20 protein-coding genes and 1 pseudogene are annotated in these 24339 nt (G+C 57.3%); 4 read left to right on the top strand and 17 right to left on the bottom strand.

The features are described from left to right. Positions 1 to 206: 206 nt before the first annotated feature. From MWU63_RS00320 to MWU63_RS00295, 6 genes and pseudogenes are all read right to left on the bottom strand, one after another. On the bottom strand, positions 207 to 1505 hold the full coding sequence (locus tag MWU63_RS00320) for a hypothetical protein (protein ID WP_247076663.1): 1299 nt from the start codon (positions 1503 to 1505) through the stop codon (positions 207 to 209). A 15-nt stretch (positions 1506 to 1520) separates the two neighbouring features. Beyond that, positions 1521 to 2207: a hypothetical protein gene (locus tag MWU63_RS00315; RefSeq protein ID WP_247076661.1), complete on the bottom strand. Its 687-nt coding sequence runs from the start codon at positions 2205 to 2207 to the stop codon at positions 1521 to 1523. 593 nt (positions 2208 to 2800) lie between these two features. Then, positions 2801 to 3042, bottom strand: a pseudogene (locus tag MWU63_RS00310) (hypothetical protein); the annotation flags it as partial. Then, complete coding sequence (pta, locus tag MWU63_RS00305; RefSeq protein ID WP_247076659.1) at positions 3039 to 4079, bottom strand: phosphate acetyltransferase; 1041 nt, start codon at positions 4077 to 4079, stop codon at positions 3039 to 3041. The pseudogene MWU63_RS00310 and the gene pta, both read right to left, overlap by 4 nt. A 28-nt stretch (positions 4080 to 4107) precedes the next feature. Further along, the gene (gene xsc / locus MWU63_RS00300; protein WP_247076654.1) at positions 4108 to 5898 is read right to left on the bottom strand and encodes a sulfoacetaldehyde acetyltransferase; all 1791 of its coding nucleotides are present in this window, start codon (positions 5896 to 5898) and stop codon (positions 4108 to 4110) included. Positions 5899 to 5947: 49 nt separating this feature from the next. Then, positions 5948 to 7564 (bottom strand): GMC family oxidoreductase N-terminal domain-containing protein, encoded by a 1617-nt coding sequence (locus MWU63_RS00295; RefSeq protein WP_247076652.1) that lies wholly within the window; start codon positions 7562 to 7564, stop codon positions 5948 to 5950. A gap of 291 nt (positions 7565 to 7855) precedes the next feature. Between MWU63_RS00295 and MWU63_RS00290 the strand changes: the two genes are divergently transcribed. The 4 genes from MWU63_RS00290 to MWU63_RS00275 all read left to right on the top strand — a co-directional run bounded on the left by MWU63_RS00290 (position 7856) and on the right by MWU63_RS00275 (position 12018). Further along, complete coding sequence (locus tag MWU63_RS00290) at positions 7856 to 9085, top strand: TRAP transporter substrate-binding protein (RefSeq protein ID WP_247076650.1); 1230 nt, start codon at positions 7856 to 7858, stop codon at positions 9083 to 9085. A 123-nt stretch (positions 9086 to 9208) separates the two neighbouring features. Next, positions 9209 to 9877 carry a TRAP transporter small permease subunit gene (locus tag MWU63_RS00285; protein WP_247076648.1) on the top strand — a complete coding sequence of 223 codons (669 nt, stop codon included), beginning with the start codon at positions 9209 to 9211 and terminating at the stop codon, positions 9875 to 9877. After that, positions 9877 to 11235, top strand: a complete 1359-nt coding sequence (locus tag MWU63_RS00280; protein ID WP_247076646.1) for a TRAP transporter large permease — start codon at positions 9877 to 9879, stop codon at positions 11233 to 11235. Before MWU63_RS00285 ends, MWU63_RS00280 begins: the two co-directional genes overlap by 1 nt. Before the next feature lie 9 nt (positions 11236 to 11244). Further along, positions 11245 to 12018 (top strand): IclR family transcriptional regulator, encoded by a 774-nt coding sequence (locus tag MWU63_RS00275; protein WP_247076644.1) that lies wholly within the window; start codon positions 11245 to 11247, stop codon positions 12016 to 12018. Positions 12019 to 12579: 561 nt separating this feature from the next. On the opposite strand, the gene tcuA is transcribed toward MWU63_RS00275, so the two are convergent. From tcuA to MWU63_RS00225, 11 genes are all read right to left on the bottom strand, one after another. Beyond that, a complete protein-coding gene (tcuA, locus tag MWU63_RS00270) occupies positions 12580 to 14055 on the bottom strand; it encodes an FAD-dependent tricarballylate dehydrogenase TcuA (RefSeq protein WP_247076642.1) in 1476 nt (491 codons plus the stop codon). A 4-nt stretch (positions 14056 to 14059) separates the two neighbouring features. After that, positions 14060 to 14182: a hypothetical protein gene (locus MWU63_RS20340; RefSeq protein WP_281496521.1), complete on the bottom strand. Its 123-nt coding sequence runs from the start codon at positions 14180 to 14182 to the stop codon at positions 14060 to 14062. Between the two features lie 48 nt (positions 14183 to 14230). Beyond that, on the bottom strand, positions 14231 to 15592 hold the full coding sequence (locus tag MWU63_RS00265) for an FAD-dependent oxidoreductase (RefSeq protein ID WP_247076640.1): 1362 nt from the start codon (positions 15590 to 15592) through the stop codon (positions 14231 to 14233). 50 nt (positions 15593 to 15642) lie between these two features. After that, positions 15643 to 16254 carry a cysteine hydrolase gene (locus tag MWU63_RS00260; RefSeq protein WP_247076638.1) on the bottom strand — a complete coding sequence of 204 codons (612 nt, stop codon included), beginning with the start codon at positions 16252 to 16254 and terminating at the stop codon, positions 15643 to 15645. Positions 16255 to 16256: 2 nt separating this feature from the next. Beyond that, positions 16257 to 18302: a hydantoinase/oxoprolinase family protein gene (locus tag MWU63_RS00255; protein ID WP_247076636.1), complete on the bottom strand. Its 2046-nt coding sequence runs from the start codon at positions 18300 to 18302 to the stop codon at positions 16257 to 16259. Beyond that, on the bottom strand, positions 18299 to 20032 hold the full coding sequence (locus MWU63_RS00250; protein ID WP_247076634.1) for a hydantoinase B/oxoprolinase family protein: 1734 nt from the start codon (positions 20030 to 20032) through the stop codon (positions 18299 to 18301). The genes MWU63_RS00255 and MWU63_RS00250 overlap by 4 nt, the downstream gene beginning before the upstream one ends. After that, the gene (locus tag MWU63_RS00245) at positions 20022 to 20879 is read right to left on the bottom strand and encodes an isocitrate lyase/phosphoenolpyruvate mutase family protein (protein WP_247076632.1); all 858 of its coding nucleotides are present in this window, start codon (positions 20877 to 20879) and stop codon (positions 20022 to 20024) included. Before MWU63_RS00245 ends, MWU63_RS00250 begins: the two co-directional genes overlap by 11 nt. Beyond that, on the bottom strand, positions 20876 to 21379 hold the full coding sequence (locus tag MWU63_RS00240; protein WP_247076630.1) for a 3-isopropylmalate dehydratase: 504 nt from the start codon (positions 21377 to 21379) through the stop codon (positions 20876 to 20878). The genes MWU63_RS00245 and MWU63_RS00240 overlap by 4 nt, the downstream gene beginning before the upstream one ends. Then, entirely contained in the window at positions 21376 to 22638 is a 1263-nt protein-coding gene (locus tag MWU63_RS00235) for a 3-isopropylmalate dehydratase large subunit (protein ID WP_247076628.1), read from the bottom strand. Before MWU63_RS00235 ends, MWU63_RS00240 begins: the two co-directional genes overlap by 4 nt. Beyond that, positions 22638 to 23390, bottom strand: a complete 753-nt coding sequence (locus MWU63_RS00230; RefSeq protein WP_247076626.1) for a GntR family transcriptional regulator — start codon at positions 23388 to 23390, stop codon at positions 22638 to 22640. Before MWU63_RS00230 ends, MWU63_RS00235 begins: the two co-directional genes overlap by 1 nt. Before the next feature lie 140 nt (positions 23391 to 23530). Continuing rightward, a complete protein-coding gene (locus MWU63_RS00225) occupies positions 23531 to 24295 on the bottom strand; it encodes an aspartate/glutamate racemase family protein (RefSeq protein ID WP_247076624.1) in 765 nt (254 codons plus the stop codon). Positions 24296 to 24339 lie beyond the last annotated feature (44 nt).

Below are 24339 nucleotides of genomic sequence, written 5' to 3'. Positions count from 1 at the left end.
CGTAATAGAATTCAGCCAAAAAGTGCGTAAGCTATGCCTAAGACAACGGCGCCACCAACAACGCCATGCGCCATCGAAGCTGGAATAGATACATTCAAAAGAGGGATGGTGTATTCGTTGCCTTTCTTGCTTCGACCTCTTTCTGCGACCTCTTCGTTTCTGGCAGCGTCTTCCGTAGCCTTTTTTGCGTATGCGTCTATGTCTGCTTACATCTTAACCATTTCAGCTTCGCTTATACTAGACGATCCGGCCCTCGGAGTTCCCAAGCCCGGTTTAGAATTCATGGGACGTGCATTGCCCAAAAACCGGAAACGCGTGTCATTGCGTCCCATTTCGGGGTGAATGCGCCACCATTCCTCGGGCCGCATGTCGGCTGACGCGAAAATTCGAAATCCGCGTTCACTGTCTTCAACTGCTTCAATCCACACAAGAATAGGGTCAACCGGCATCAACGGATGGGTTAGCAGCGGCACCGCATCGTCAGGCGCCTCGACATGGTCCATCAACATTTCCGTTTCCAGTGCGGATTGGAGCGCCCGATGCCACACACGATGCCGCCACGCGGAACCAGGCTCGGCCGGTCCGGCAATCCCAACGTCATCCAGTGCCCAGTCCACCCAATGTATGGGCTGCCCACCAGGTCCTGACATGATGCCCGAAATCAAAACTCTGGGCCGGTCAACAAGAACACAGCTGCCATCTGCGGCCACTGGTCGGGTGCGGATCAATTCTTCTGCAGCAAGTGCGACAAGGCTGGCTTGCACCCAGTGGTTCCAAACCGCAATTTCGGGATCCGGAATACCTGCATCAGCCAAACGCATCGCCTCTGGGAGGTCCGCCAAAACACCCAGCATACGCACCGAGGCCAGCTTGGTAGAAAGTCCGCCATTGCCGAGCACGACCTGGCGCAGGCTTTCCAAGGATGCCGGAAATCTTATGCCCGCTGCTGGAGCAACAAGATCTTCGACGCGCACCTGTTCGCCACCAGCGGATCGAAGCTGTTCAGGTACTACATCAAAGATTACCCTATCCTCAGTCTGCTCAGGTTCGCCCGGCGCGGTCGAGCTAATCCGCAAGCGCAGAGCCGTCACTATTTCTTCCTGCTCCGCAGCGAAAAAATTTGTCGTGGTTGCGGCGACACCCGGTGCCACAAAAGTCTTGCTGCGAGTCGCTGTTTGATTCACCAGTAAAGTTGCCACCATTCCAGATTGCTGACCCTGCAAGCCGCCAAGAGCTTCGGTTACAATGCCGCCCACTCCTTCTGTTTGGGGGCAAAAAATCAGCGTGATGGGCGTTTCAACAAGATCTGGCACTTCGAATTTTTTACTTAGGATTTGTTCGCGTTGAAATTGGCCGTCGCGAAGCCGTTCGATTTCGAGCGTCAAGGTAACTTCGTGCGATGGCTCGGCAGACACCAGTTCGACCCCCGTTCCAGCCGGGGTGGCGCAAAAGGCCACATTTGGAAGGACCGGGTCAAGATCAACCCAATCTGCACCAAGTCGCATTTGAACCCACACATGCTACGGCTGTTCGGAATTCACGCCGCCCGGTGCCATTTCGTGAAGCGTACCCTCGGGGATGACTACACTTAAGGCACAAAAATTGGTTTGGGCCCGTTGCGCAACCCGCGCCATCGAATTTCCGGGCAATCCCACCAGACGCCAGATTTCAGGCGCGCTATCTCCTGCCCCGCCGCAAGCCCCCTGTTCGATTTTGGCGGCCATTTCTGCGGGCATGGATGCAGAAACCAGCCCGCTATCATACCCAATCAAGGACAAAAGAGCTGACAGACCGACCGCCTTGTCATGATCATTCCCGGCGCCCGCCTCAAGCACCGCGTCCGTATCGCGCGAGCGGCCGCGGTAGGAAACGGTTCTTATCTGGTTGCGGAAAAAAGCGAACGCCCCCTCTGGGTCAAGCATCAGTGACAAGGCAAGGTTTTCAATATTTGGACGCCGGTCCTTCAGAGCCTCGTTCAACGAAATCGCGTTTTCCATGATGGCGAAAAATTCCACCGGCTTGTCGAAATCGAAATTCAGGCCAGCAGGCATTTGTGTCGAAGGCACAACGACACCATCAGGAATACTCCAGTCCTGAGCCTCGCTTGGTCCGGCGAGTGCAAGACACAACGCAGTTAAAAGCCCAAGCCCCCAATTGCACCAGATTCCACGTTTATCCGTGTTTCGGCTGAATTGATCGCAGTTCATCCTTTTGCTCTCCTCTTCTAGGGCTTTAACCCAATGGGCAATAGCCCGAGCGTCCGGTCATAGGTGACCTCGACCGCGCTGCCGTCTCGGATATTCAGGACGATACTCTCACCGGTCGCGGATTGAAGCGGACGAAGCCGATAGCCCCCTGCAACCACGTCAATGTCTTCGTCTAGGCCAATAACTGAAACCGGCCCGATCCGACCGTCCAAATACAGTCGTTCAAGCCCAAAGCGCGGAGCAATCGCTTCTGTTATGGCAGCTGAAAGCGCATCCGCATCCCCGGCTGGAAGATATCGCCCGCCACTGGTTTCAGCCCAGCCTTCAAAAGTCGGCGCCAGTTCAGCATCGTCTATGGAAAAACCGACAATGGTCAGGCGCAGATCAATTCCACTGGCAGCGATGCGCTGAATTTCGGCTGGAACATCACCGTCGCAGGTTTCATCGCCATCCGTAACCAGAACAACCATGCGCGGCGGTTCAAGCTCTGCCAAATCCTGAGCCACCAGTGCAAGACTGTCGGCAATCGCGGTGCGTGCAAGGTTGATCGCCGGAGTGGCGCGAATGACGGATTCCGCCTCGGCGGGCTCGAGTGGGCCAACCCGCTTTAGAGGTACGCGCAGACGCGAAGGTGCGTCGACCTGCAGATGCCCGCAGACCCTTTGGCGCAAAGTACGCCCTTGTTCACAGGGTGATCACGATTGCCTTCGATATAGGCGAGCTAGCCGTCCTTAAGATGCACATTAATCCCACAGCGACAGGCACACATGTAACATGTCGTCTTGCAGATTTCGTCAGAAACCTTTGGGAAGGTGTCAATAATGGGTTGGTTCATGATACTTCCTCGAGGTTCAGCTCAGTTTCGGCGAATGCCCGGGCATTCGCCTGCGCGCAGGTTACTGCAATCATGTGCAGAACATCCTCAGCACTGCAGCCGCGAGACAGATCGTTTGCCGGTTTTGCAAGCCCTTGCAAAACCGGGCCGACGACGGATGCGCCACCGACACGTTGCGCAATTTTATAGGCAATGTTTCCGGAATCCAGATTTGGGAAAACAAACACATTCGCCTCGCCGTCAAGCACCGACCCTTTCGCCTTTGCGGCGGCAACCTCTGGCACAAAAGCAGCGTCAAACTGCAATTCGCCGTCGATCATCAACGCAGGATCAGATGTACGGGCCAGATCCGTCGCGGTCGCCACTTTGGTTACACTTTCGTGGCTCGCGCTGTCATGTGTCGAAAACGACAGCATTGCCACACGTGGGTCCTGACCAGTCAGAGCCTGAAAGGGTTTTGCTGACGCGCGGGCGATCTCGGCCAATTCCACGGCATTAGGATCAACAACCAACCCACAATCAGCAAAGACATATGCGCCTTTTTTTGAATGATGCTCTTTGCAATAAAGCATCAGAAAAAAACTAGAAACCATCTTTGAGCCCGGCCCCGGACCAATCACCTGGATCGCTGCGCGGACGATATCAGCGGTGGTCGTGACCGCTCCTCCCACAGTACCACCTGCAAGCCCTTGCCGGACCAACATCGCTGCGTAGACATGCGGCTGGCGCATGGCATCGAATGCATCGTCCAGCGATACACCCTTGTGTTTTCGCAGCTCATAGTAGGTTTTTGCAAAGTCATCGAAATAGGAAGATTCTGCAGGATCTTGAATGTCGATTCCATCAATATCAGAACCGCCCAAGTCGGTGAGCTGCGATAAAATCGTAGCCTGACGCCCGACAAGAATAATCTTTGCGACATTGTCTTGCCGGGCTTTGATAGCAGCCTTTATAACTCGGGCATCGGCGTCCTCGCTCAAAGCGATCATTTTTGGTGAACGCGATGCGTTCACCAACAGGTCTTGAAGCGGTTTCACCGGTACCCTTCTAAAGTTGCCGTTTAAGCTATGCAGATACGTCGATCTGTTGTTCGCGCATGTCAGACTTGTCGACACCAGCAACCGAAACCGGCTTTTTCATCGCGTCACGGCGGAAGGGTTCACCCAGTTCCTGATTCAGGACAACTTCGATGAAAGTGGTAACGTTATCCTTCATCTGCTCCTTCACAGCAGTATTCAGAACATCCGTCAGCTGATCCATTGTAGTGACCTGCACACCCTTGAGGCCGCAACCTTCGGCAACCTTGGCATAGTTCACATTGAGGTTCAGTTCGGTCCCGACAAAGTTGTCATCATACCACAGGGTCGTATTGCGCTTTTCAGCACCCCACTGGTAGTTGCGGAAGATGATCATCGTGATCGCAGGCCAGTCGCCACGTCCACAGGCAGTCATTTCATTCATCGAAATCCCGAATGCACCGTCGCCGGCAAAACCGATCACTGGCACGTCCCGCTGGGCAATCTTGGCGCCCAGAATGGCGGGTAGACCGTAACCGCAAGGACCAAACAGACCAGGGGCCAGATATTTGCGGCCCTCTTCGAACGTCGGGTAGGCGTTGCCGATGGCACAGTTGTTGCCTATGTCAGACGAAATGATCGCGTTTTTGGGCATTGCGGCCTGAATCGCACGCCACGCCTGACGCGGGCTCATGTGATCGGGTTGGCGGTTGCGGGCCCGTTCGTTCCAATCAATGCCTTCATCAGCATCATCTTCATGATCGATCGAGCTGAGTTCCTGCAACCATTTCGATTTGGTCGAGGCAATCAATTCTTTACGCTCTTTGCGGCCCGCGTCACCGGCGCTTTCTCCAAGCATCGCCAGCATATCCTCGGCAACGATTTTGGCGTCACCCTGAATGCCAACGGTGACTTTTTTAGTCAGGCCGATACGGTCAGAGTTGATGTCTACCTGAATGATCTTGGCGTCTGTCGGCCAGTAGTTGATGCCATAGCCAGGCAGCGTTGAGAACGGATTCAGACGAGTGCCAAGCGCCAGCACGACATCAGCTTTCGAGATCAGCTCCATTGCAGCTTTGGAACCGTTGTAGCCCAGCGGACCAACCGAAAGCGGGTGCGAGCCGGGGAATGCGTCATTGTGCTGATAGCCACAGCAAACCGGCGCATCCAGACGTTCAGCCAGGGCCGCTGATGCGGGGATGGCGCTACCGATAACAACACCGGCACCGTTCAGGACGACCGGGAACTTGGCTTCGGACAGGATTTTGGCAGCTTCGGCAACTGCTGAACGGCCACCGGCCGGACGCTCGAGGCGAACGATCTGCGGTAGTTCAATGTCGATGACTTGGGTCCAGTAGTCGCGCGGGATGTTGATCTGAGCAGGCGCACAACCGCGCCATGCCTTCTCGATCACGCGGTTCAGCACTTCGGCCATACGCGACGGGTCGCGCACTTCTTCCTGATAGCAAACCATGTCTTCAAACAATTTCATCTGTTCGATTTCCTGAAAACCGCCCTGGCCGATGGTCTTGTTGGCGGCCTGCGGGGTCACCAAAAGCATCGGAGTGTGGTTCCAGTAAGCGGTTTTCACTGGCGTCACAAAGTTGGTAATGCCAGGACCGTTCTGAGCAATCGCCATGCACATTTTGCCGGAGGCGCGAGTGTACCCATCAGCGATCATTCCGCCCGAGGTTTCATGTGCGCAATCCCAAAATTTGATCCCAGCCGCAGGAAACAGATCCGAAATCGGCATCATGGCCGAGCCGATGATCCCAAAGGCATTGTCAATGCCGTGCATTTGCAGGACCTTAACAAAGGCCTCTTCAGTCGTCATTTTCATTCGCTTCGTCTCCTGAGTTGATTAATTCTTGGAAGTAACGCCGGTTATTTTAGGTTCGTCGTGCGCGATCCTCGAAAATGAGATCGCTGGCTTTCTCGCCGATCATAATTGACGGCGCGTTGGTGTTTCCGGACACAATTGTCGGCATGATCGAGGCATCTGCAACGCGGAGCCCTTTGATTCCGTGCACACGCAACCGGTGATCGACGACAGCCAAATCATCTTGACCCATTTTGCACGTGCTGGTCGGGTGATAGATGGTCTGTGCAATGTCCCTGGCTGCTTGCAGGTGCTGTTCATCGGTTTCGCACACACCGCCTGGCATGTGCTCCCGAACGATAAACGGTGACAACGCCTTTGTTTTGGTCATGGCCCGGGCAAATTTGACAGCGCGAATGGCGCACAGCTGGTCGACTGTCGCGGACAGGTAATTAGGCACGATTTTCGGGTAAACTTTCGCATCAGGCGATGAGATATGGATGTGCCCGCGACTTTCTGGCCGCAACTGGCATACCGACGAGGTAATACCTGAAAATGGATGCATTTCCACACCGGGCTTGTCCGCACTGAGCGGTTGAAAATGGAACTGAATATCAGGGGTGTCCAAACCTTCCATCGATTTGGCAAATATGCAGACCTGACTGGCACCCAAACTCATCGGGCCGGTTCGCGTCAGTACATATTGCATACCGATACCCATACGCCGGAAGAAGTTATTGATCGCGTCATTCAACGTTGGGATATTGACCTCATAGACCAATCGGATTTGCAGGTGGTCCTGCAAAGATTCTCCAACACCTGAAAGCTCGTGCCGAAGATCAACACCAGCAGATTTCAGAACGTCACCACGGCCAATACCTGAGACCTCAAGTATCTGCGGCGAACCAATGGCTCCGGCTGAAAGGATGACCTCACCGCCTTCGCGCAGCAAAGCGACCTGCGGAACACCTTTTCGGTCATAGTGGACACCGTTCACCTGTTGGGGGGCACCATTGTTAAAGCTGAGCTTTGTCGTGTGGGCATGGGTGACAATATCCAGGTTCTTACGCGCGTTGCGTATCGGGTTCAGGAAAGCCTTGGCCGACGAGCAGCGAAAGCCTTTGCGTGCCGTCTGTTGAAAATAGCCCACGCCTTCTTGCTCTGCGCCATTGCAATCATCATTGCGCGGCACACCCATTTCAACTGCGGCCTCAATGAAAGCCTCTGACACCGGGCTTTTGGCACGCATTGTCGAAACCGCGAGACCACCGTCGCCGCCATGAAATTCACTTTCGCCGAATTCATGACTTTCGGATCGTTTAAACAGAGGCAGTACATCATCGAAGGACCAACCCCGATTGCCAAGCTGGCTCCAGTGATCATAGTCCTCTTTTTGGCCTCGGACATAGAGCAGCCCGTTGATCGAACTTGACCCGCCAAGGGTTTTTCCCCGTGGCCAATCCAGACTCCGCCCGCTCAAGCCTTCTTCGGGTTCTGTCTTATAGCACCAGTCCGTATTGGGGTTGTGCAGGGTCTTGAAATACCCGACCGGCACATGGATCCAGGGATTGATGTCCCGGCCACCCGCCTCAAGAAGCAAAACGCGATGGTTACTGTCAGAAGACAATCGATTCGCAAGAACACAACCCGCAGATCCAGCGCCCACAATGATGTAATCGTATTTCATTGGACCTGGTCCGTTTGGGTTGGAGTGAGTTTGGAAGAGGAGGCCTTTGTTTCAAGGCCTGCAATCGGCAGAAACACCAGAGCGCACCCCGTGGCACCAAAATCAATGGCGCAGCAATCGGTACTTCTTTCTTTGTTCATTTCTTCCTCCCATTCTTTGCGACTTTCATTGAATGCACATTTTTCTTGCGCACTTCATCATTATATGATTAATAATGAGACTACAAGTATCATTAATGATTAAAAATGACGAAAAAAATTCAATGATAAACACCACTAAGGAGGAACCAACATGGGTGTAGGAGACAAACTGAGCCAGATCTCAAGACGTGATCTGTTTAAAATGGCGGGTCAATACGGCATGAGCTCAACGCTCTTGGCCGCAGGTGCGTTCGGCGGCGCGATGAGCGTTGGCAGTTTGGCGCGCGCCGCTGAATCGACCTATGAGCGCAGGTTTTCCAAAGACGCAAAACACACGCTTAAGTTTGGCGCATCGGGCTTTAATGCACGTAACCTGTTGATTGAAAGAGCAGGTGCTCTGGAATTTGCGCGCGATCTGGAGTCACGAACGGATGGCGAAATCCGGATTGAATTCATTGGCGACAACCAGATTTGTGGTCAGACATCATGTGTTGAGAAAACCCAGTTGGGTGTTGTTGATATCTACGCCGCATCCACACAAAACTCGGCCGGTGGTGCGCCTTTCCTTAACGTTCTGGATTACGCGTATATGTTCCCAAGCCGGGCAGCGCAGTACCATTTTCTCTACAGCCCCGAATCACAACGCATCCTTCGTGATCCGCTGGAAGAGCGTCACGGTCTGAAATTCCTGTTCTCGCACTGCGAATTGCGCGGCATGCAGATGGGTCTAGGCTGGAAAGACAAGCCGGTCACCAAGCTGGAAGACCTGTTTGGTTCAAAAAACCGTGTGACGGGAACTCAGCTGGGCCGCATCGCGATGCAAGCCCTGAACCTGAACCCGGTTCCCGTGGCTTGGGAAGAAACACTTGATGGTTTGCGTCAGGGTCTGATCGACGGTGCGGAAACATGGGCCTCAGCTGTGGCTTATGCGAACATGTCGCCCGTTGTGTCCCAATGCATTGACCTGAAATTCTTCTGCGGCACCGAGCATACCTCTATGTCTGCGAGTGTCTTTGACGGTCTGGAAGGCTACCTGCAGGATGCGGTTCTTGAATCATCCTACTGGGCGCAAACACATGTACAGGCTGCAAACGAAGCAGCGTTGGTCAACACCGTCGGCTTCTCTGATCCGCAGCTGCCGGGTACGATCTTTGTTGAGAACGACGTGAAACCTGTCTTCCTGCCAGACAGCGAAATTAAAATGGCTGAAGAGATGTGTTCGCCAGAGTTCCAGCCACAATTGTGGGAACAATGGCGTGAGCGTCTGAACAACTGGGCTGGTGGTATCGATACATATCAGGAAATCTACGACATTGCGCGTCAGATTCCTGCAGACATGAAAGCCGAAAATGTCGAGCCACGCCGCTGGTGGAAAGGCTAACCGCCATCTAGCGTAATTGAGATCGGCCCTGTCTTAGGCGGGGCCGGTCTCGGGTCTTTAACAACACCCGGCCGGAGGAGTCCTGCACGAAACAGGGCGGCCATATGAGGGAGGATACGGATCATGTCGATATGGTCAGATGCGTTAGGCATCTTAACCGCTATGACAAGTGGCGACTCTTGGACAATCAGTAAGGCTCTGGGTAACGAGGGTGCCTGGATTATTGGCACATTGGCGACTTTGGCGGGTGGTTATCTGGTTATGCGTTTATATCGCGCATTTCCAGTCATTGACCGGCATTTCGAACGCTCGGTCATGGTTTATTCCTATCTCTTGATCGCCGCGATTATTTTTGTCGAAGTGTTCCGGCGCTTCGTCCTCAGCCAGCAGGCCCCGTGGTCTACGACATTGCCGCCGGTCTTGTTCCTGATTATGACCTGGTTTGGATGTTCTTATAACATTCGCCTTCGTACGCATCTCGCGTTCAGCGAATTTCGCACCTCTATGCGACGTCCAGCGCAAATGTTTTGCCTTTCACTTGATGCGGTCCTTTGGATCGGGTTTTGCGTCATCGTGGTCGTGACCTCGACAAGGGTTGCTGCAAACTCTGCCGCAAACTTTCAGATCCTCGCAGGCACCGATAACTTTATGCAATGGTGGTATCTGGTGTCTGTGCCAGTTGCCTTCATCCTTATGGCCGGGCGGGTTCTTGAAAACTGGACAGATGATCTGAACAACTATCGTAGCGGTGAACCGCTGATCAGCCAAGCTGTCATCGGGGGAGATGTATAATGACCGATGGAACAATTATCACGCTGATTTCGCTTGGCGTCACATTTCTCTTCATGCTTGGTGTGCCGGTTTTTCTGGTGATTGCATATTGGGTGGTTGGCACCACATTCGTGCTTGGGCAGACAATGGACAATATCGGTTCGGCTCTGTCGGATGTTTTTACCGACGGTTTTGCGCTGCTTGCCATGCCACTCTTCATTCTGACTGGTGACTTGATTAACCAGTCGGGCATTGCCAAGCGATTATCAGACTTTGCGTATTCCTGTCTGGGTTGGCTGCGCGGCGGACTAGCGATGGCTGCAATCGGAGCGTGCGGTTTGTTTGCTGCGATATCGGGATCAAACTCTGCAACCACTGCCACGATCGGGTCTATGTTGCATCCAGAAATGGTCAAAGGCGGCTATGACGAACGATTTTCGGCGGCCACGGCGGCTGCGGGTGGTACGGTTGGGATTATCATCCCGCCCTCGATTATCTTCATCGTCTACGGCTACCTGATGAACCTTTCGATCTCTGATCTGTTTATTGCGGGCATCATTCCCGGCGCACTGATGGTTTTTGCAATGATGGCGGCAGCGTTCATCATTTGCACCATCAACGGATGGGGCAATCTGATCTCGTTGAACTTAAACCGTGTTCTGAAAACCGCTTTTGGCGCATGGCTTGGATTTTTTGCCATCGGCCTTGTCCTGTGGGGTATCTACACCGGAAAATTCTCGCCAACTGAAGCGGCGGGTGTAACCGTGGGATTCTGTATCATTGTCGGCGTGATCTGTTTTCCGATCAACAAAATGATGAAGAATGACAAAGACACCGACGTGAATGATAAAACTTACGCCGATATGCTGGTTGTTGAAGGCTTTACCATTCCGCAAATCCCTTCGATTGTTGTTCGCTCTGCGCAGATCACCGGCATTCTCGCGCCGCTCATAGGGGTTTCGGTTGTGATGCAACAGAACCTGTCACTATTGGGAGCCCAGCAGGTGATCGGTCAGTTTGTGACCGGGATGGGTGGCTACTATGCGGTTCTGTTCACGTCTATGGCGATTGTGTTCGTGTCAGGGATGATTCTGGAATCCCTTCCTGTTACGATCATTCTGGCCCCGATTTTGGCACCCATTGCCGCCTCTGTCGGAATTGATCCGATCCACTTTTCGGTGATCTTTCTTGTCGGTGCTTCGATCGGGTTCATCACACCACCCTACGGGCTGAACCTCTATGTCGCATCTGGCGTAACGGGTGTTCCATATTTCAGGCTGCTACGATACACAGTTCCTTATCTTGTTGCTCTGATCGGCACGTGGTTTATCGTTGCTTTGGTACCGCAACTCGCGCTGATGTTGGTGCCATCGCTGTAAGGAACAAACATGCCAGAGGACTCATCCGAGACATCAGGAAATATCCCCACCAACCTGCGTCTCCTCTTGGTCCTGGAACAAATGGCATCAGTCGGCGCCTCCGCAACGCCGACTGATGTCAATTTGGTTTTGGGGTTGCCCAAGCCAACCATCCATCGGCTGTTTACGACGCTCGAGAATGAAGGATTTATTCAGCGCGAGATCGACGGGCGCAGATTTTTGCCCGGCCTTCGCCTACGCACCCTTTCTGCTGGTGTCCTCTCTTCACTGCGCGTCAGAACCGCGCGGATTGCAATCCTCACGCGTCTGGCGGAGCAGATAGGTGAAACCTGCAACATCGCCCTGCCCGAGCGCGACAGCATGATCTATATTGATCGGGTTGAAACCAAATGGCCGCTGCGCATTCAGTTGCCAATCGGGACGCGAGTGCCATTTTATTGTACAGCCAGCGGTAAATTGTACCTCAGCTCGCTGAGCAGCACGCTTCTCAATCAGTATGCACAGGCTGCAGAATTCACGTCGTTCACAAGTCAGACACATCGTACTTCGGATAGCTTGATCAAAGAGATTCGAAAGATTCGAAAAAATGGGTTTGCGACCGACAACGAAGAATTCATGGAAGGAATGGTTGCCGTTGGCGTCCCTATTTTGGATAAAAACAATCGACTCGTTTCGACACTGTCGTTTCATGCTCCAGTGCAGCGATTGACCATGCATGATGCCTTAAACCATCTTGATGCGCTAAGGAACGCTGCGAAAAGCCTATCGGCACTGATTTCCTGATGACTTGGATAAGTGGTGTAATATGTGGACCCCGCCTTATTGCAACGGGTTTGATAGGTCTGGTTCAGGATCACGATTGCTAATGTATAGGCATGGCTGATCACCCTTAGTGTAGGCAATCACAGCGCATCTAACACATTAGATTGATTTAAAGTCTTGCGGCAAGCCGCGAAACGGATTTTGCGAAAACAACCGATGTGTTACATAAAAAGACGCAATAAAACTAACCAAGTAAATAGGCTGTGATGAACGTATGGTGTGGGGCTGGATATGGGCCTGTTAGAGGTCACCTTGCATTTACTTAAATCTAGTCAATTACTTAGTGAGCTAATCTGGCGGTGCTGTCAGACAAATTCGAACCAGTCTCTGTTTTCCGCCAAATTCCGGGACTTACGCGGAACAAAGCTGGCGTAGAACATCACCGCTAGGCGCATGATCTCAGGGCTGGTTTTAAAATAGCCGAGTGGGCTTTTTCCTTCATTGCGAAACGCTACGAAGCCTCCCTGGCCTGCTCAAGTCCATTTTCTCTGACAATACCTTGCGTAGATTACCTGCCCTGAACTAACCAATTGATGCATGCTCTCCGGCAAGGCGGCCGAAGACAGAACCGTTGATCAGGCCCGTGCCACCTGGATAGTTAAAAAAGAAAACACCGCCGACCAGTTCGCCTGCCGCATAAAGCCCTGGTATTGGGGCGAGGTCATTGTCCAGCACCTGTGCCCGGTCGGGGTCGATCCGCAGCCCACCAAAGGTGAAAGTGATGCCGCAACCTACCTGATAGGCCTCGAATGGGCCCTCGTTGATCGTGTGGGCCCAGTTTGATTTTGGCACAGCCAGACCATTGGTACCGCGCCCATCCTTGACGTTGGGATCAAACGGTATGTCTGTATTGACGGCCGCGTTATAGGCCTTGATCTCGTCAAGGAACCCTTTCGGGTCAACACCTTCCATCTTTTGAACAAGCTCTTCCAATGTCGGCGCCGTCACCTTGGTGGCCCGCTTGATACGATATTCGTCGCGCAACAGATGTGTCACTTTGGCGTCGAAAACCTGCCAAGCGAACTGATCAGGTTGGTTCAGGATAACACGGCCATATTTTGCGTAAGTGTAATTGCGGAAATCCGCACCTTCGTCGACGAACCGCTGCCCCTCCGCATTGACCATGATACCCCATGGATATGAATGTTTCTGAAATCCGTCGCCTACATCCAGATCGCCGAATTCTGGCGCGTTGTAGTCCCAGCCAACCGCGTGACAGCCCGACCAGTTGCCATAGCTCGACGCGCCCACTTCCATCGCCATGCGAATACCCTCGCCTGTGTTGAAGCGCGACCCGCGCACACGGGCCATTTCCCAACCGGGGCCAAGATAACGCGCGCGCATTTCGGTGTTGGCCTGAAATCCCCCAGAGGCCAGCACGACAGAATGGGCCTTCAGGTCAGACACTTCGCCCTTGTGGCGCACTTTCACCCCGGCCACCGCATGGCCATCCGTGATCAGCGAAAGTGCTCGTGTTTCGTAGCGAATTTCAACTCCGCTGGTCTTGGCGATTTGCGTATGTGCATCCACCAATCCCGGCCCACCGCCCCAAACCTCAAGCGTTAGCCCACCCCAAAATTTGAACCGCCCATCGACCTTGAAGGCCTGCCGCCCATAGATCGGCATAAAGCGGATCCCCTTTTTGTACATCCAGTGCATCGTCTCGCGCGAGTTGGTCACCAGACGTTCGCACAGGCTGGGGTCGGTCCGAAAACGGGTGACGCGGAACATATCGTCAAAGAACTGATCGGTTGTATAGGTTCCGAAATCGGTGATGGCGATCTGCTCTTCGCTCAGATCGGGGCAAAGAGCGCGAATGTCATCCACCCCGTCGTAGGCAAAGCGGATCGCTCCGGCGGTATAGCGTGAATTTCCGCCGTTCTCGGCCTCGGGCGCGCATTCCAGCATCAGCACGCTGGCGCCTTTTTCGCGCGCCGCATGTGCTGCGCAAAACGCGGCGTTTCCGGCGCCGATGATGATGGTGTCCCAGCTTGTCATGCGATCAGTCCTTTTTCGGTGCGGTGAACAAATCCTTGCGCAGGGTGATCAGCGCGCCGGGATCGATCTTGCCTTGAATTACGGTGGTATTCCAGGAGAAACGGGTCACCCTAGGAAAACCGGCCAAGATCGGGGCCCATGCCGGGCTTCACCACCTGTTTCAGATCGCCGTCCATCATGCCTCGCCTCCTTTCGTCTGTGCTGCCGCATGACGGCCAGCCAAATAGCCAAAGGCAATCGCGGTCAACAACCCGTTGCCAGAAAGATAGCCCTCAACCGCAGGCCCGGATACCCCGCACGCTGCGCCGCCAGAGGCGTAGATGTTTGGAAAAGTCGTGCCGTCTTTCCGCAGAACCCGCGCATCATCGCCAATCACGAGCCCTCCTTGGGTGTGAAACAGTGCCCCGGTAACCTTAACCGCATAGAACGGGCCAGCCAGTGGAGCGACATCCGAGAAATCCCGACCGAGCGAGTCTGTGCCAGTGCCTTGCGCCAGCGCCTGCGCTTCGGCAATCGTTTCGGCCAGCGCACCCGCGGGTAAACCCGTGGCTGCTGCCAGTTCCGCCACAGTTTCGGCCGACCGGATAGCACCCGCCTTGATCGCCTCGCGGTAGTCGGGAAACCCTGCGACCGCGAAATCGTGGCGCGCGCCGTCATAGATGTTCCACGCGATCCCACCTAACTGGTCGATGACCTTGACCGCCTGTTCGGAATAGCCGCCCATTTCGTTCGAGAACCGACGCCCTTCTCGGTTCACCTGAATGGCGCCCTGCATCATCAACGCCCATGAAATCAGGATGCCATGTGGATACGCCAGCGAGCCGTGGCCCTGATAGCCCGACAGATGCTTCAATGCCGCCCCAAGAGCCTGCCCCCACGCCACCGCGTGGCCTGTGTTGCCTGCGTGGCCGTAGTATTCGCCCCCGGCGATCTGGGGGATGTGCTCGGCCACCATCTCGGCACTGCCGCCATAACCATTGCAGGCAAGGATCAAGGTCTTGCAGCCGATCACCTCGACGGAGCCGTCGGGGCGCGAAACACCCACCGCCATCGCCTCGCCCGTTTCGTCCACATATAGCGTCTCGGCAAGGGCCTCGGTCACGAGAGCAATATCGGCCTCGGCCGCTGCCGCCAGCAGGCGCGCCTCCAGCGCTGCCCCAGTCTTTTCAGGGACAGCGTGCATCCGGTGGCGCGCATGGCCGGGATAAAGGAAATCGTCGAGCACGTGCCACTCAACCTTGCCGGCATCGGCAAGCCATTCCATCGCCGGGCCAATCGTCAGCGCGGCCAGACGAGCGAGACGTTCATCGGACTTGCCGTAGGATTTCGCCATTAGGTCCGCACAAAACAGATCGGGCGTGTCGTCGGTCACACCGATCGCGCGCTGAAACCGCGTACCGGGCGCGGGCACGAAACCCGAGGACATGGAGGTCGAGCCCGAGGGCGAGGCATCGCGCTCCAGCACCACCACCTCAGCACCCTGTTCGGCAGCAGCAAGCGCAGCCGTCAGGCCAGAGGCGCCTGCCCCAATGATCACCACATCGGCGGTGAAGTCGATTTTGGGCGTATCTCTGCTGATCTCCGGCATCAGGCAGCCTCGATCAGGCCTTGCGCCTCAGCGCAGGTCATCACCTTGCCCACCGTGGACAGATCCGCAATCGCGCTGTCGTGAGTGGCTTGTGAGAAGGCCGCGCATCCGTCTGACAGAACCATGGTTTTGAAGTCGCGCACATGGGCGGACCGGACGGTCGAGGCCACGCCGCCATTGGTGACAATACCGCAGACAAAGAGCGTATCTATCCCCGCCTTGTGCAAGCTGAATTCCATCCGGGTCTGGTAGAAGGCCGAATACGCAACCTTCTCGACCGTCAGGTCAGCGGGTTGGAGCGTATCGACAAGCGAGTGCCCCCAGCTCCCCGGCGCGAAATCCCCCTTGCCGAGGAACGGGCGGATCGACTTGAGGTGAGGCGCGATGAACGGTTCACCGCCTTTGCCTGGCACCAGCGTGAACTGTGTCGAGACGATCCAGCCACCCTTTTCGCGCAGGGCATTGGCCACGGGCAGGACCCGGTCGGGCAAGGCGGCAATCGCTTCGGAGGTCTGGCCGCCGCGGGCATAGGCCCCCTCGGGATGCAGAAAGTCGTTTTGCAGATCGACAATCAGAAGACCTGTGCGGGCGGGAATCAGATCAAAGTCCATGCTTAAGCCTCCGGGCGAATGACAAGGTTTCCGAACGCATCGACCGTGGCGGCAAGGCCGGGATCGACAAAGATCGTCGAGTCGGGTTGCTCAAGGATCGCCGGCCCCGCGATGCGTTCGCCAACTGCCAGCGACAGACGGTCATAGAGGCCCGCTTCGTGGAAGGCCCCCTCGGCCCATACCATGCGTATGCCCGTGCGGCAGGCTTCAGCCGATTTGCCGTCCTTGGGCGCAAAGACCGCCATGTCGAAGGCCCGACGACGTCCGATCACGGTGACGCGGTAATTCATCACCCGCACAGGAATACCGTCGAGCAGCCGTCCATAGGCGGCATTATAGGCCGCATCGAAGGCTTTCTGGATTGTGTCCGTCGTCAGACCGCCCGTCGGATCGACAGCGACTGCCACGGTGTGGGTCTGGCCCAGGTAGAGCATGTCGAATTCAAACACCCGGTCGATACGGGCAAACTCGGCTCCGGCGGAGGTCACAACCGTCTCCGTTGTGTCGGCCACGCTTTGCAGCTCTTTTCCAAGAACTGCTGCGTCAATGTCGGACAAAAGACGGTTCACCGTCTGCACCCGATCATGGCGCATATCGGCTACCACGCAGCCCAGGGCCGAGGTAACGCCCGGGAAGCGCGGCACGAGTGCCGAGCCAAGGCCGACTTCCTTGATCAAGGCCCCAGTATGTAGTGCCCCACCGCCGCCGAAGGGCATGGCGGCGAATTTCGACGGATCATGACCCTTCTCGATGGACACCAGCCGGATTGCGCCCGCCATCTTGGCATTAGCCAGACGCAAGATCGCCTCGGCGGCTTCCTCGACCGTCAGCCTGAGCGGATCAGAGACGTTGGTGCAAATGGCCTCACGAGCCGCCTCTATATCCAAGCGGTCGAGCTTACCACCGATGGGGCGGTCGGGGTTGATGCGCCCCAAGACAAGGTTCGCATCCGTCACGGTCGGGCGGGTATTGCCCTGACCGTAGCAAACGGGACCGGGATCAGAGCCCGCCGATTCCGGTCCAACGGTCAACAGTCCGCTGGCATCGACGCTGGCGATGGAGCCACCGCCCGCACCGATGGTCGTGATCTCGATCATCGGCGTGCGCACGACCATGCCAAAATCAATGGAGGTTTGCGGCGCCAGCGCTGCTGCCCCTTCAGCCACGAGCGACACATCGAACGAGGTCCCACCCATATCGCAGGTCACGATATTCTCAAAGCCTGCCGCCTCGGCGATGGCCTGCGCCGCGATAACACCCGCAGCCGGGCCCGACAGCGCGGTGCGGACTGGAAAGTCCTTGGCCGTGCCCACGCCCATCACGCCGCCATTCGACTGCACGATCAGCAACTCGCCATCAAAGCCATTAGCATCCAGCCCCTGCTCCAACCTGTCGAGGTAGGAGGACACGACAGGCTGCAGATAGGCGTTAAGCGTGGCGGTCGAGAGGCGCTCGAACTCTCGGATCTCGGGCAGGATTTCGGTGGCCGCGGTCACATAAGATGTGGGCCAGACGCTGCGCACAGCTTCGACCGCGATCCGTTCGTTCTCGGCGTTGGCATAGCCGTTGATGAAGAAGACGCACACCGCTTCGCATCCGGCCTCGGCCAATGCACGGGCCTGCACTTTGACCGCCTCAGGATCGACGGCTTGCAGAACAGTCCCATCGGCTAGCACCCGCTCGACCACTTCGACCCGGTCGGGGCGATCCACGACGGGGTCAAACGCACCGCGCAGCCCCCATGTGGTAGGGCGGTCGCGGCGGCGCATTTCCAGCACATCGCGGAACCCCTCGGTGGTGATGATCCCGGTGCGCGCGCCCTTGCGTTCCAGAAGCGCGTTGGTGCCTACGGTGGTGCCATGGACGACGGTGCGAATATCGCCGAAATCCACGACCTTCCGACTGATACCTTCGATAAACCCTTTGGACTGGTCACCGCGGGTCGAAGGCACCTTGGTCGTCTCAACCTGCCCGGTTGCTTCATTGTAAACGAATACGTCCGTGAATGTGCCACCCACATCCACGCCAATTACGATTGTGCCGCTCATGCTGCGCGCTCCTTCCGCAGGGTAGAGGTCGCCGCCTGATCTACAGAACCATCCGTTGAAATAACGACGCCGTAAGCCTCGCACGCCGCCTCGGCACTGACATACCCTTCGATCACATCCGCACGCACCGCTTCGGGGTCTCGCTGCTGCGCATCGCCGTAGCCGCCCCCACCGGGCGTCTCAAGGCGCACGTACTGGCCCTTCTCGATGTGAATGCCCACCATCTTCGAGACCATTGGCGGCGTGTGCTCACCATCCGCCTGTTCAAAGAAGAACCGGTTCGTCGCGGCATCGCCACCGCCCACCACACCGCGCGGCGGAACCTTTCCGCGCTCGCCGAAGAGAAACACATCCGCCTCCTGTTCGAGCAGGGAGATCTCGTAGATGGCACCCAATCCGCCGCGATAGAGGCCCGCCCCCCCGGAATCGGGCCGCAGCGCCCATTTCGTAAAGCGGATGGGATATGCGGATTCGAGTATCTCCAAAGGCGGGATCGTCGCCGTGGAAATCGGCGCGTTGCCGTGGTTCAGGCCATCGCCCGCCCCATGCGCGCCGTGCCCGCCGCCAAAGAATGAGAACATCACCCAGCGCGCGCCATTGGCACGGTGACCGGCCAGCGACAACGCGTTGATCGTGCCATAGGCGCAGGCCATCGCAGATTTCGGGGCCACTTGGGCCACCGCCTGAAACATCACGTCGATCAGGCGCAGGATGGTTTCGGTGTAGCCGCCCACAGGCTTGGGCGCTTTCACCGACAGAAGCGAATCGTCGTCGATGCGAAACTCGACAGGCTCCAGCACGCCCGCATTGGCTGGCACATCGCCGAAGATATGCTTGAGGGCCACGTAGCAGGCCGCAATCGTCGTCGCGCGCGAGATGTTCACCGGGCCCCTGCAGGCAGGTGAGGAACGCGTGAAATCGAGGATCATCTTGTCCCCCTCGATCGTCATATCGAGCGCGATCTTCAGCGGCACATCATCGATGCCGTCATTGTCCAGCCAATCCTCGGCCGAGATGGTGCCCGAGGGCAGGTTCGAGATTTGCGCACGCATCATGGTCGCAGCGCGGGCCTTGAGGGCCGCCAGTGCGCCGCGCGCGGTTGGAACACCGTATTCATCGAGCAGCGCGCTCAGGCGCTTTTCGCCCAGATCCATCGCGTTGATCTGACCATTTAGATCACCATAGAGCGACATTGGCTGGCGCGAGTTGGCCGTTAGGATATCGACCACGTCTTGCCGGAACTCCCCCCGATCATAAAGCTTCACCGGCGGGATTAGCATGCCTTCCTGAAAGCACTCGGTCGCCGCCGGGTTGTAGTTGCCCGGCACATTGCCGCCCACATCGTGCCAGTGACCGACCGAGGCGAGATAGCAGAACACCGCGCCATTGCGGAACACGGGTTTTACCAGACGGAAATCCGACAGATGGGTGCCACCATCGTAGGGATCATTGAAAATCCACACATCACCTTCGTTCACGCCGCCTTGGGCTGCGGCTTTGCGGATTACCGCCTTCACGGCAAAAGCCATGACACCCACGAAGATCGGCAGGCCGGACTTGCCTTGGACCAGCGTATCCCCGGTTTCGGCATCATAGAGCCCGTGGCTGGCGTCATGAGCCTCGGCGATGATCGGGTTGAAGGCCGACCGGAACAGCGTTGCGTCCATCTCGTCGGCGATCTGCTCGAAGCGACCCTTTAGGATCGCGAGGGTGACTGGATCAATCTCCATAGGTTTTTCCCTGCTTCAGCATGTCTTGTGTCCCAATGATCTCGTTGAGGCCGGCAAAATCGTACATCCGGTCGCGGAACCCTTCATTCGAGCCGGTCGAGATCAGGCCCCTGTAATAGTCGCCTGCCGTTTTCGCCAAAGCCCGCACCACACCGCCCGGGAAAATGACGAGCGAGAAACCCAAAGCTTGCAGATCGGCCATGCCGTGGATCGGGGTTTTGCCGCCTTCAACCATATTGGCCATCAGCGGGATGCGTCCGCCAAAGTGGTGAGCAATCGACTCAAGCTGCGCGCGGTCTTGCGGGGCTTCGATGAAGAGAACATCCGCTCCCGCCTCGACATAAAGCTCGGCCCGGTCGATGGCGGCCTCAAATCCTTCCACTGCAATTGCATCCGTGCGCGCGATGATCAGCGTATCGTCGCTGGCGCGCGCATCGGCCGCCGCACGGACCTTTCCGGCCATCTCGGTCGCGGTGATCAGCGTTTTACCATCCAGATGTCCGCAGCGCTTGGGCATGGTCTGGTCTTCCAGTTGCAAAGCATTGGCCCCGGCCCGCTCGAACACCCGCATAGTGCGTTGCACGTTCAGCGCGTTGCCAAAGCCGTTGTCGGCATCCACGATCAGCGGGATCCCCACCCGGTCGCGGATCAGCGCAATCGTTTCGGCCACCTCGGCCATGGAGACAAGCCCGATATCGGGGCGTCCAAAGCGCGTGTAGGCAATGCCCGCGCCCGAAAGATAAAGCGCCGTTGCCCCCGATTGCTCTGCAATCAGGGCGGTCAGCGCATCACAAACGCCGGGTGCCAGTAATATGTCAGGCCCACTGAGAAGGGCTTTCAAAGTCATTCGGCATGTCCTTTGTGTTCCGCCGCGAAGCGTTTTTTCAGATGTGGCACCAATCCACCGTTCTCTATGATGGCACGGAGGTTCTCGGGCATCGTCTCGAGCTCAATGTCGGCGGCCTTGTCGATCAGCCGTAGCACACCGCCCTCTGGATCGAGCGTGGCGGCGTCTCCATCCGCGACCCCACCAAGCGACGGGGCGATCAGGACGGGCAACCCCAGATTGACGGCGTTACGGTAGAAGATGCCCGCAAAAGACAGCGCCACGACGCCCGCCACCTGCAGGTGACGCAGGGCTTCAGCAGCCTGTTCGCGCGACGAGCCCGCGCCGAAATTGCGCCCAGCCACCACGATATCGTCGGGCTGCACGGTTTGGGCAAAGTCAGGGCGGGTCGCCTCGAGACAATGGGCGGCCAGCGCTTCGATCCCGCCGCGCATGTATCGGCCGGGTGCAAGTTGATCGGTATCGATGTCATCGCCAAATAAAAAGATACGCCCGCTCATGCCAGCATCTCCCTTGGGTCCACGATATGTCCGGCCACCGCTGCGGCGGCCACGGTCAGGGGCGAGCCAAGCCAGACCTGCGAGGAAGCTTCGCCCATTCGGCCCTTGAAATTGCGCGCGGTCGAGGAAATGCAGGTGACATCCGCGCCCAAACGGTGGGTGCCGTAGCCTGCACAAATCCCGCAGGCATTGGGCAGGATCTTCGCGCCTACCGCCTCGAACACGGCCATGATGCCGTCTTTGGTGGCGCGATCCTGATCGCGCTTGGAAGACGGGGCGACCAGAAGCTCGACGCCCGCGGCCAGCTTGCGCCCCTTCAGGATACGGGCGGCGGCCTGCAGGTCTTCATATTTCGCCCCGGTGCAGGCGCCGACATAGGCCACCCCGATTGCGGTCTTTTCTGCCTCCAGGGCAGGCATCGCATTGGCGGGCGAATGTGGGGCTGCGACCTGTGGGGTGAGGGACGTGGCGTCAAAACTGTGATGCTCGAGCACCAACGCATCAGGGTCGGTATGAAGATCGCCCAGGTCAGGGACTTCGCCGCCGACGCTGCGCAGGAACGCGGCGGTTACCTCGTCGGGAGCGACCAGCCCGGTTTGCCCGCCCAACTCGGCGGCCATATTAGCCAGCGTCATCCGCTCCTGCATCGACAGGACCTTGATCGCATCGCCCGTGTATTCGACCGCCTGATATTTCCCCCCGTCCATGCCAAGACGCCCGCAGAGCGCCAGCATGATATCCTTGGCCATGAGCCCATCGCCCAGACGACCGGTCCACTCGATGCGGATCGTCTCGGGCACCTTCACCCAGATCTCACCCGTCGCCAGAACGCCTGCCATCTCGGTCGCCCCAATCCCGAACATGAAGGCTCCCATCGCCCCGCCGGTGGGCGAATGGCTGTCGCCGCCGACCGCGAACATGCCGGGCTGCAGCTGTCCGCTTTCCGGCAGCACCACGTGGCAAATGCCCTGCCCGTCATGAAACCGCACGCCCGTGCTGCGCGCCCAGTCGCGGGTCAGCGCGAGGATGGAAGCGCCTTCCTCCGTGTCACCGGGCACGAAATGGTCCGAGACAAGAAAGACCTTTTCCTTGTCCCAAAGACCGACGCCGAGGTCCTTGAGGATCGGAGCCACGCGACGCGGCCCTCCGGAATCGTGGATCATCGCCAGATCAACCTTCGCGGTCACAACCTCTCCGGGGATGACGTGGTCGCGCCCTGCGGCCCGCGAGATGATCTTTTGCGCCAAGGTTTGCTGCATCAGCTTACCCCCTCCTCTGCCGACCAAAGCGGGCCATCCGGCCCGGCCTTGCGCGTCATCGACATTTCAATGTGGTAAAGCTCAGGACGGTAGAGCGCCCGGATATACTGGACGACCCGCTCATCGGCGCTGCGCGCGATCCGGCGCACTTCAAGCAGCGGCGCGCCCGCGTGAATGTCCAGCGCCTGAGCCGTGTCGGGGGCGGCAAGAGTCGCCGAGACCGTCTGGCGCGCAGAGGCCACGCCATGCCCGGCTCGCTCGAGCAATTTCAGCATCGCGGTCGAGCGCAGATCAGCGGCCTGAAAGCTGCGCCCAACCGCGCCGGGCAGGAAACAGACCAGATAGGACATTGGCGCGCCGTCCAAGGTGCGCACCCTGACCGAGCGCTGCACCTCCGCGCCTTCGGGTAATTCCAAGGCGCTGGCGATATCCGGCCCGGCGTTGAGATAGTCGAACGACAGCAGGCGCACCTCGGTCGTGCTTTGCATAAGGCTGATGTTTTCCAGCCAACCGTCAATCGAGGTACGCATCGTTGTCGAGCCGGGGCGCTCCAGTACCCGCGTGCCGCGCCCGCGTTCACGCTTGACGAGACCTGCCTCGGCCAGTTCATCGAGCGCCCGCTTCGCCGTGATGCGCGAGACGCCGTAGTCACGCGACAGATCTAACTCGCCGGGCAGAACGGCGCTCGGACCGAATTCGCCGCTTTCGATGCGACTTTGCAACTGCACCACCATCTGCTGGTAGAGCGGCATCGGCGAGGCCGGGTCCAACCGCACCAGAGGTTTTCCCTTGGTAGAGGAGTGAGCCGCGTTGGTCACGACAAAACGGGAGAATCAATTGTGATCATGCATTAATGTTATAACTATATATCATTAACGCAAGATGCTATTGTCTAACGGTCGTGTTTTGCTGCCGCGTCCAGCATCGCGTGGATCACATCCCGGCGTGGGGCGAGCGTGGCGGGATAGGCCGCACGACTATGGGTCAGGCCCAACCCCAGCACGGTTTCAGCCAGTTTGTAGGTCAGCGGACCGGGATTCACGACCGGCACCGGCAAACGCTCGGCGAGGTAAGCGTGGGACTGGTGCATCGTGGTAGAGCCCAGCAGGATCACATCGGCGCCGTCCTCGTCGATGCAGCGCCGCGCAACCGCCTCAAGGGCCGGGAAGATATCACTTTCCTTGCCTGCCAGCAGCGATTGGTTATCAGGCAAAGCATTGATCCAGCGCACCGAGGCGCAATGCGCGTCAACCCCCAACTCCATCACCGTCTTGCGATATAGATGCTGCCAATGCGGCCACATCGCGATGATCGAGAACCGGTGGCCCAGCATCATCGCCATCAGTACTGACGCCCGCCCCGGGCCAATCACGGGGATCGACAATTCCGAGCGCAGCCCAGCCATGCCGCTATCGGACATCGTGTCGATACAGACCGCATCAAAGCCACGCGCCTCGGCCTCCAGCCCCGCCTCCAAGGCCCCAAACTCGGCCAGCGCCATATCCGAAGCACTGACATAGTTTTTCGGGGCGACGCGGACGGACTCAAAGACAAACTCGATATCGGGACCTAGTTCGACCGAATTGAGCTGTTCGCGGCGCTGATCGCGGTTCTCTTCGCTCATGGGAAAGGGGACGATCACCAGAACCCGTTTCATGAAAATCTCCTAATTGCTTGCAGGCCCGCCCATCGCACGCCTAT

The sequence above is a fragment of the Pseudohalocynthiibacter sp. F2068 genome (assembly GCF_023015645.1).
Classification (GTDB): domain Bacteria; phylum Pseudomonadota; class Alphaproteobacteria; order Rhodobacterales; family Rhodobacteraceae; genus Pseudohalocynthiibacter; species Pseudohalocynthiibacter aestuariivivens.
Note: the sequence above shows the minus strand (reverse complement) of the source record. Positions and strands in the feature narration are given on the sequence as shown.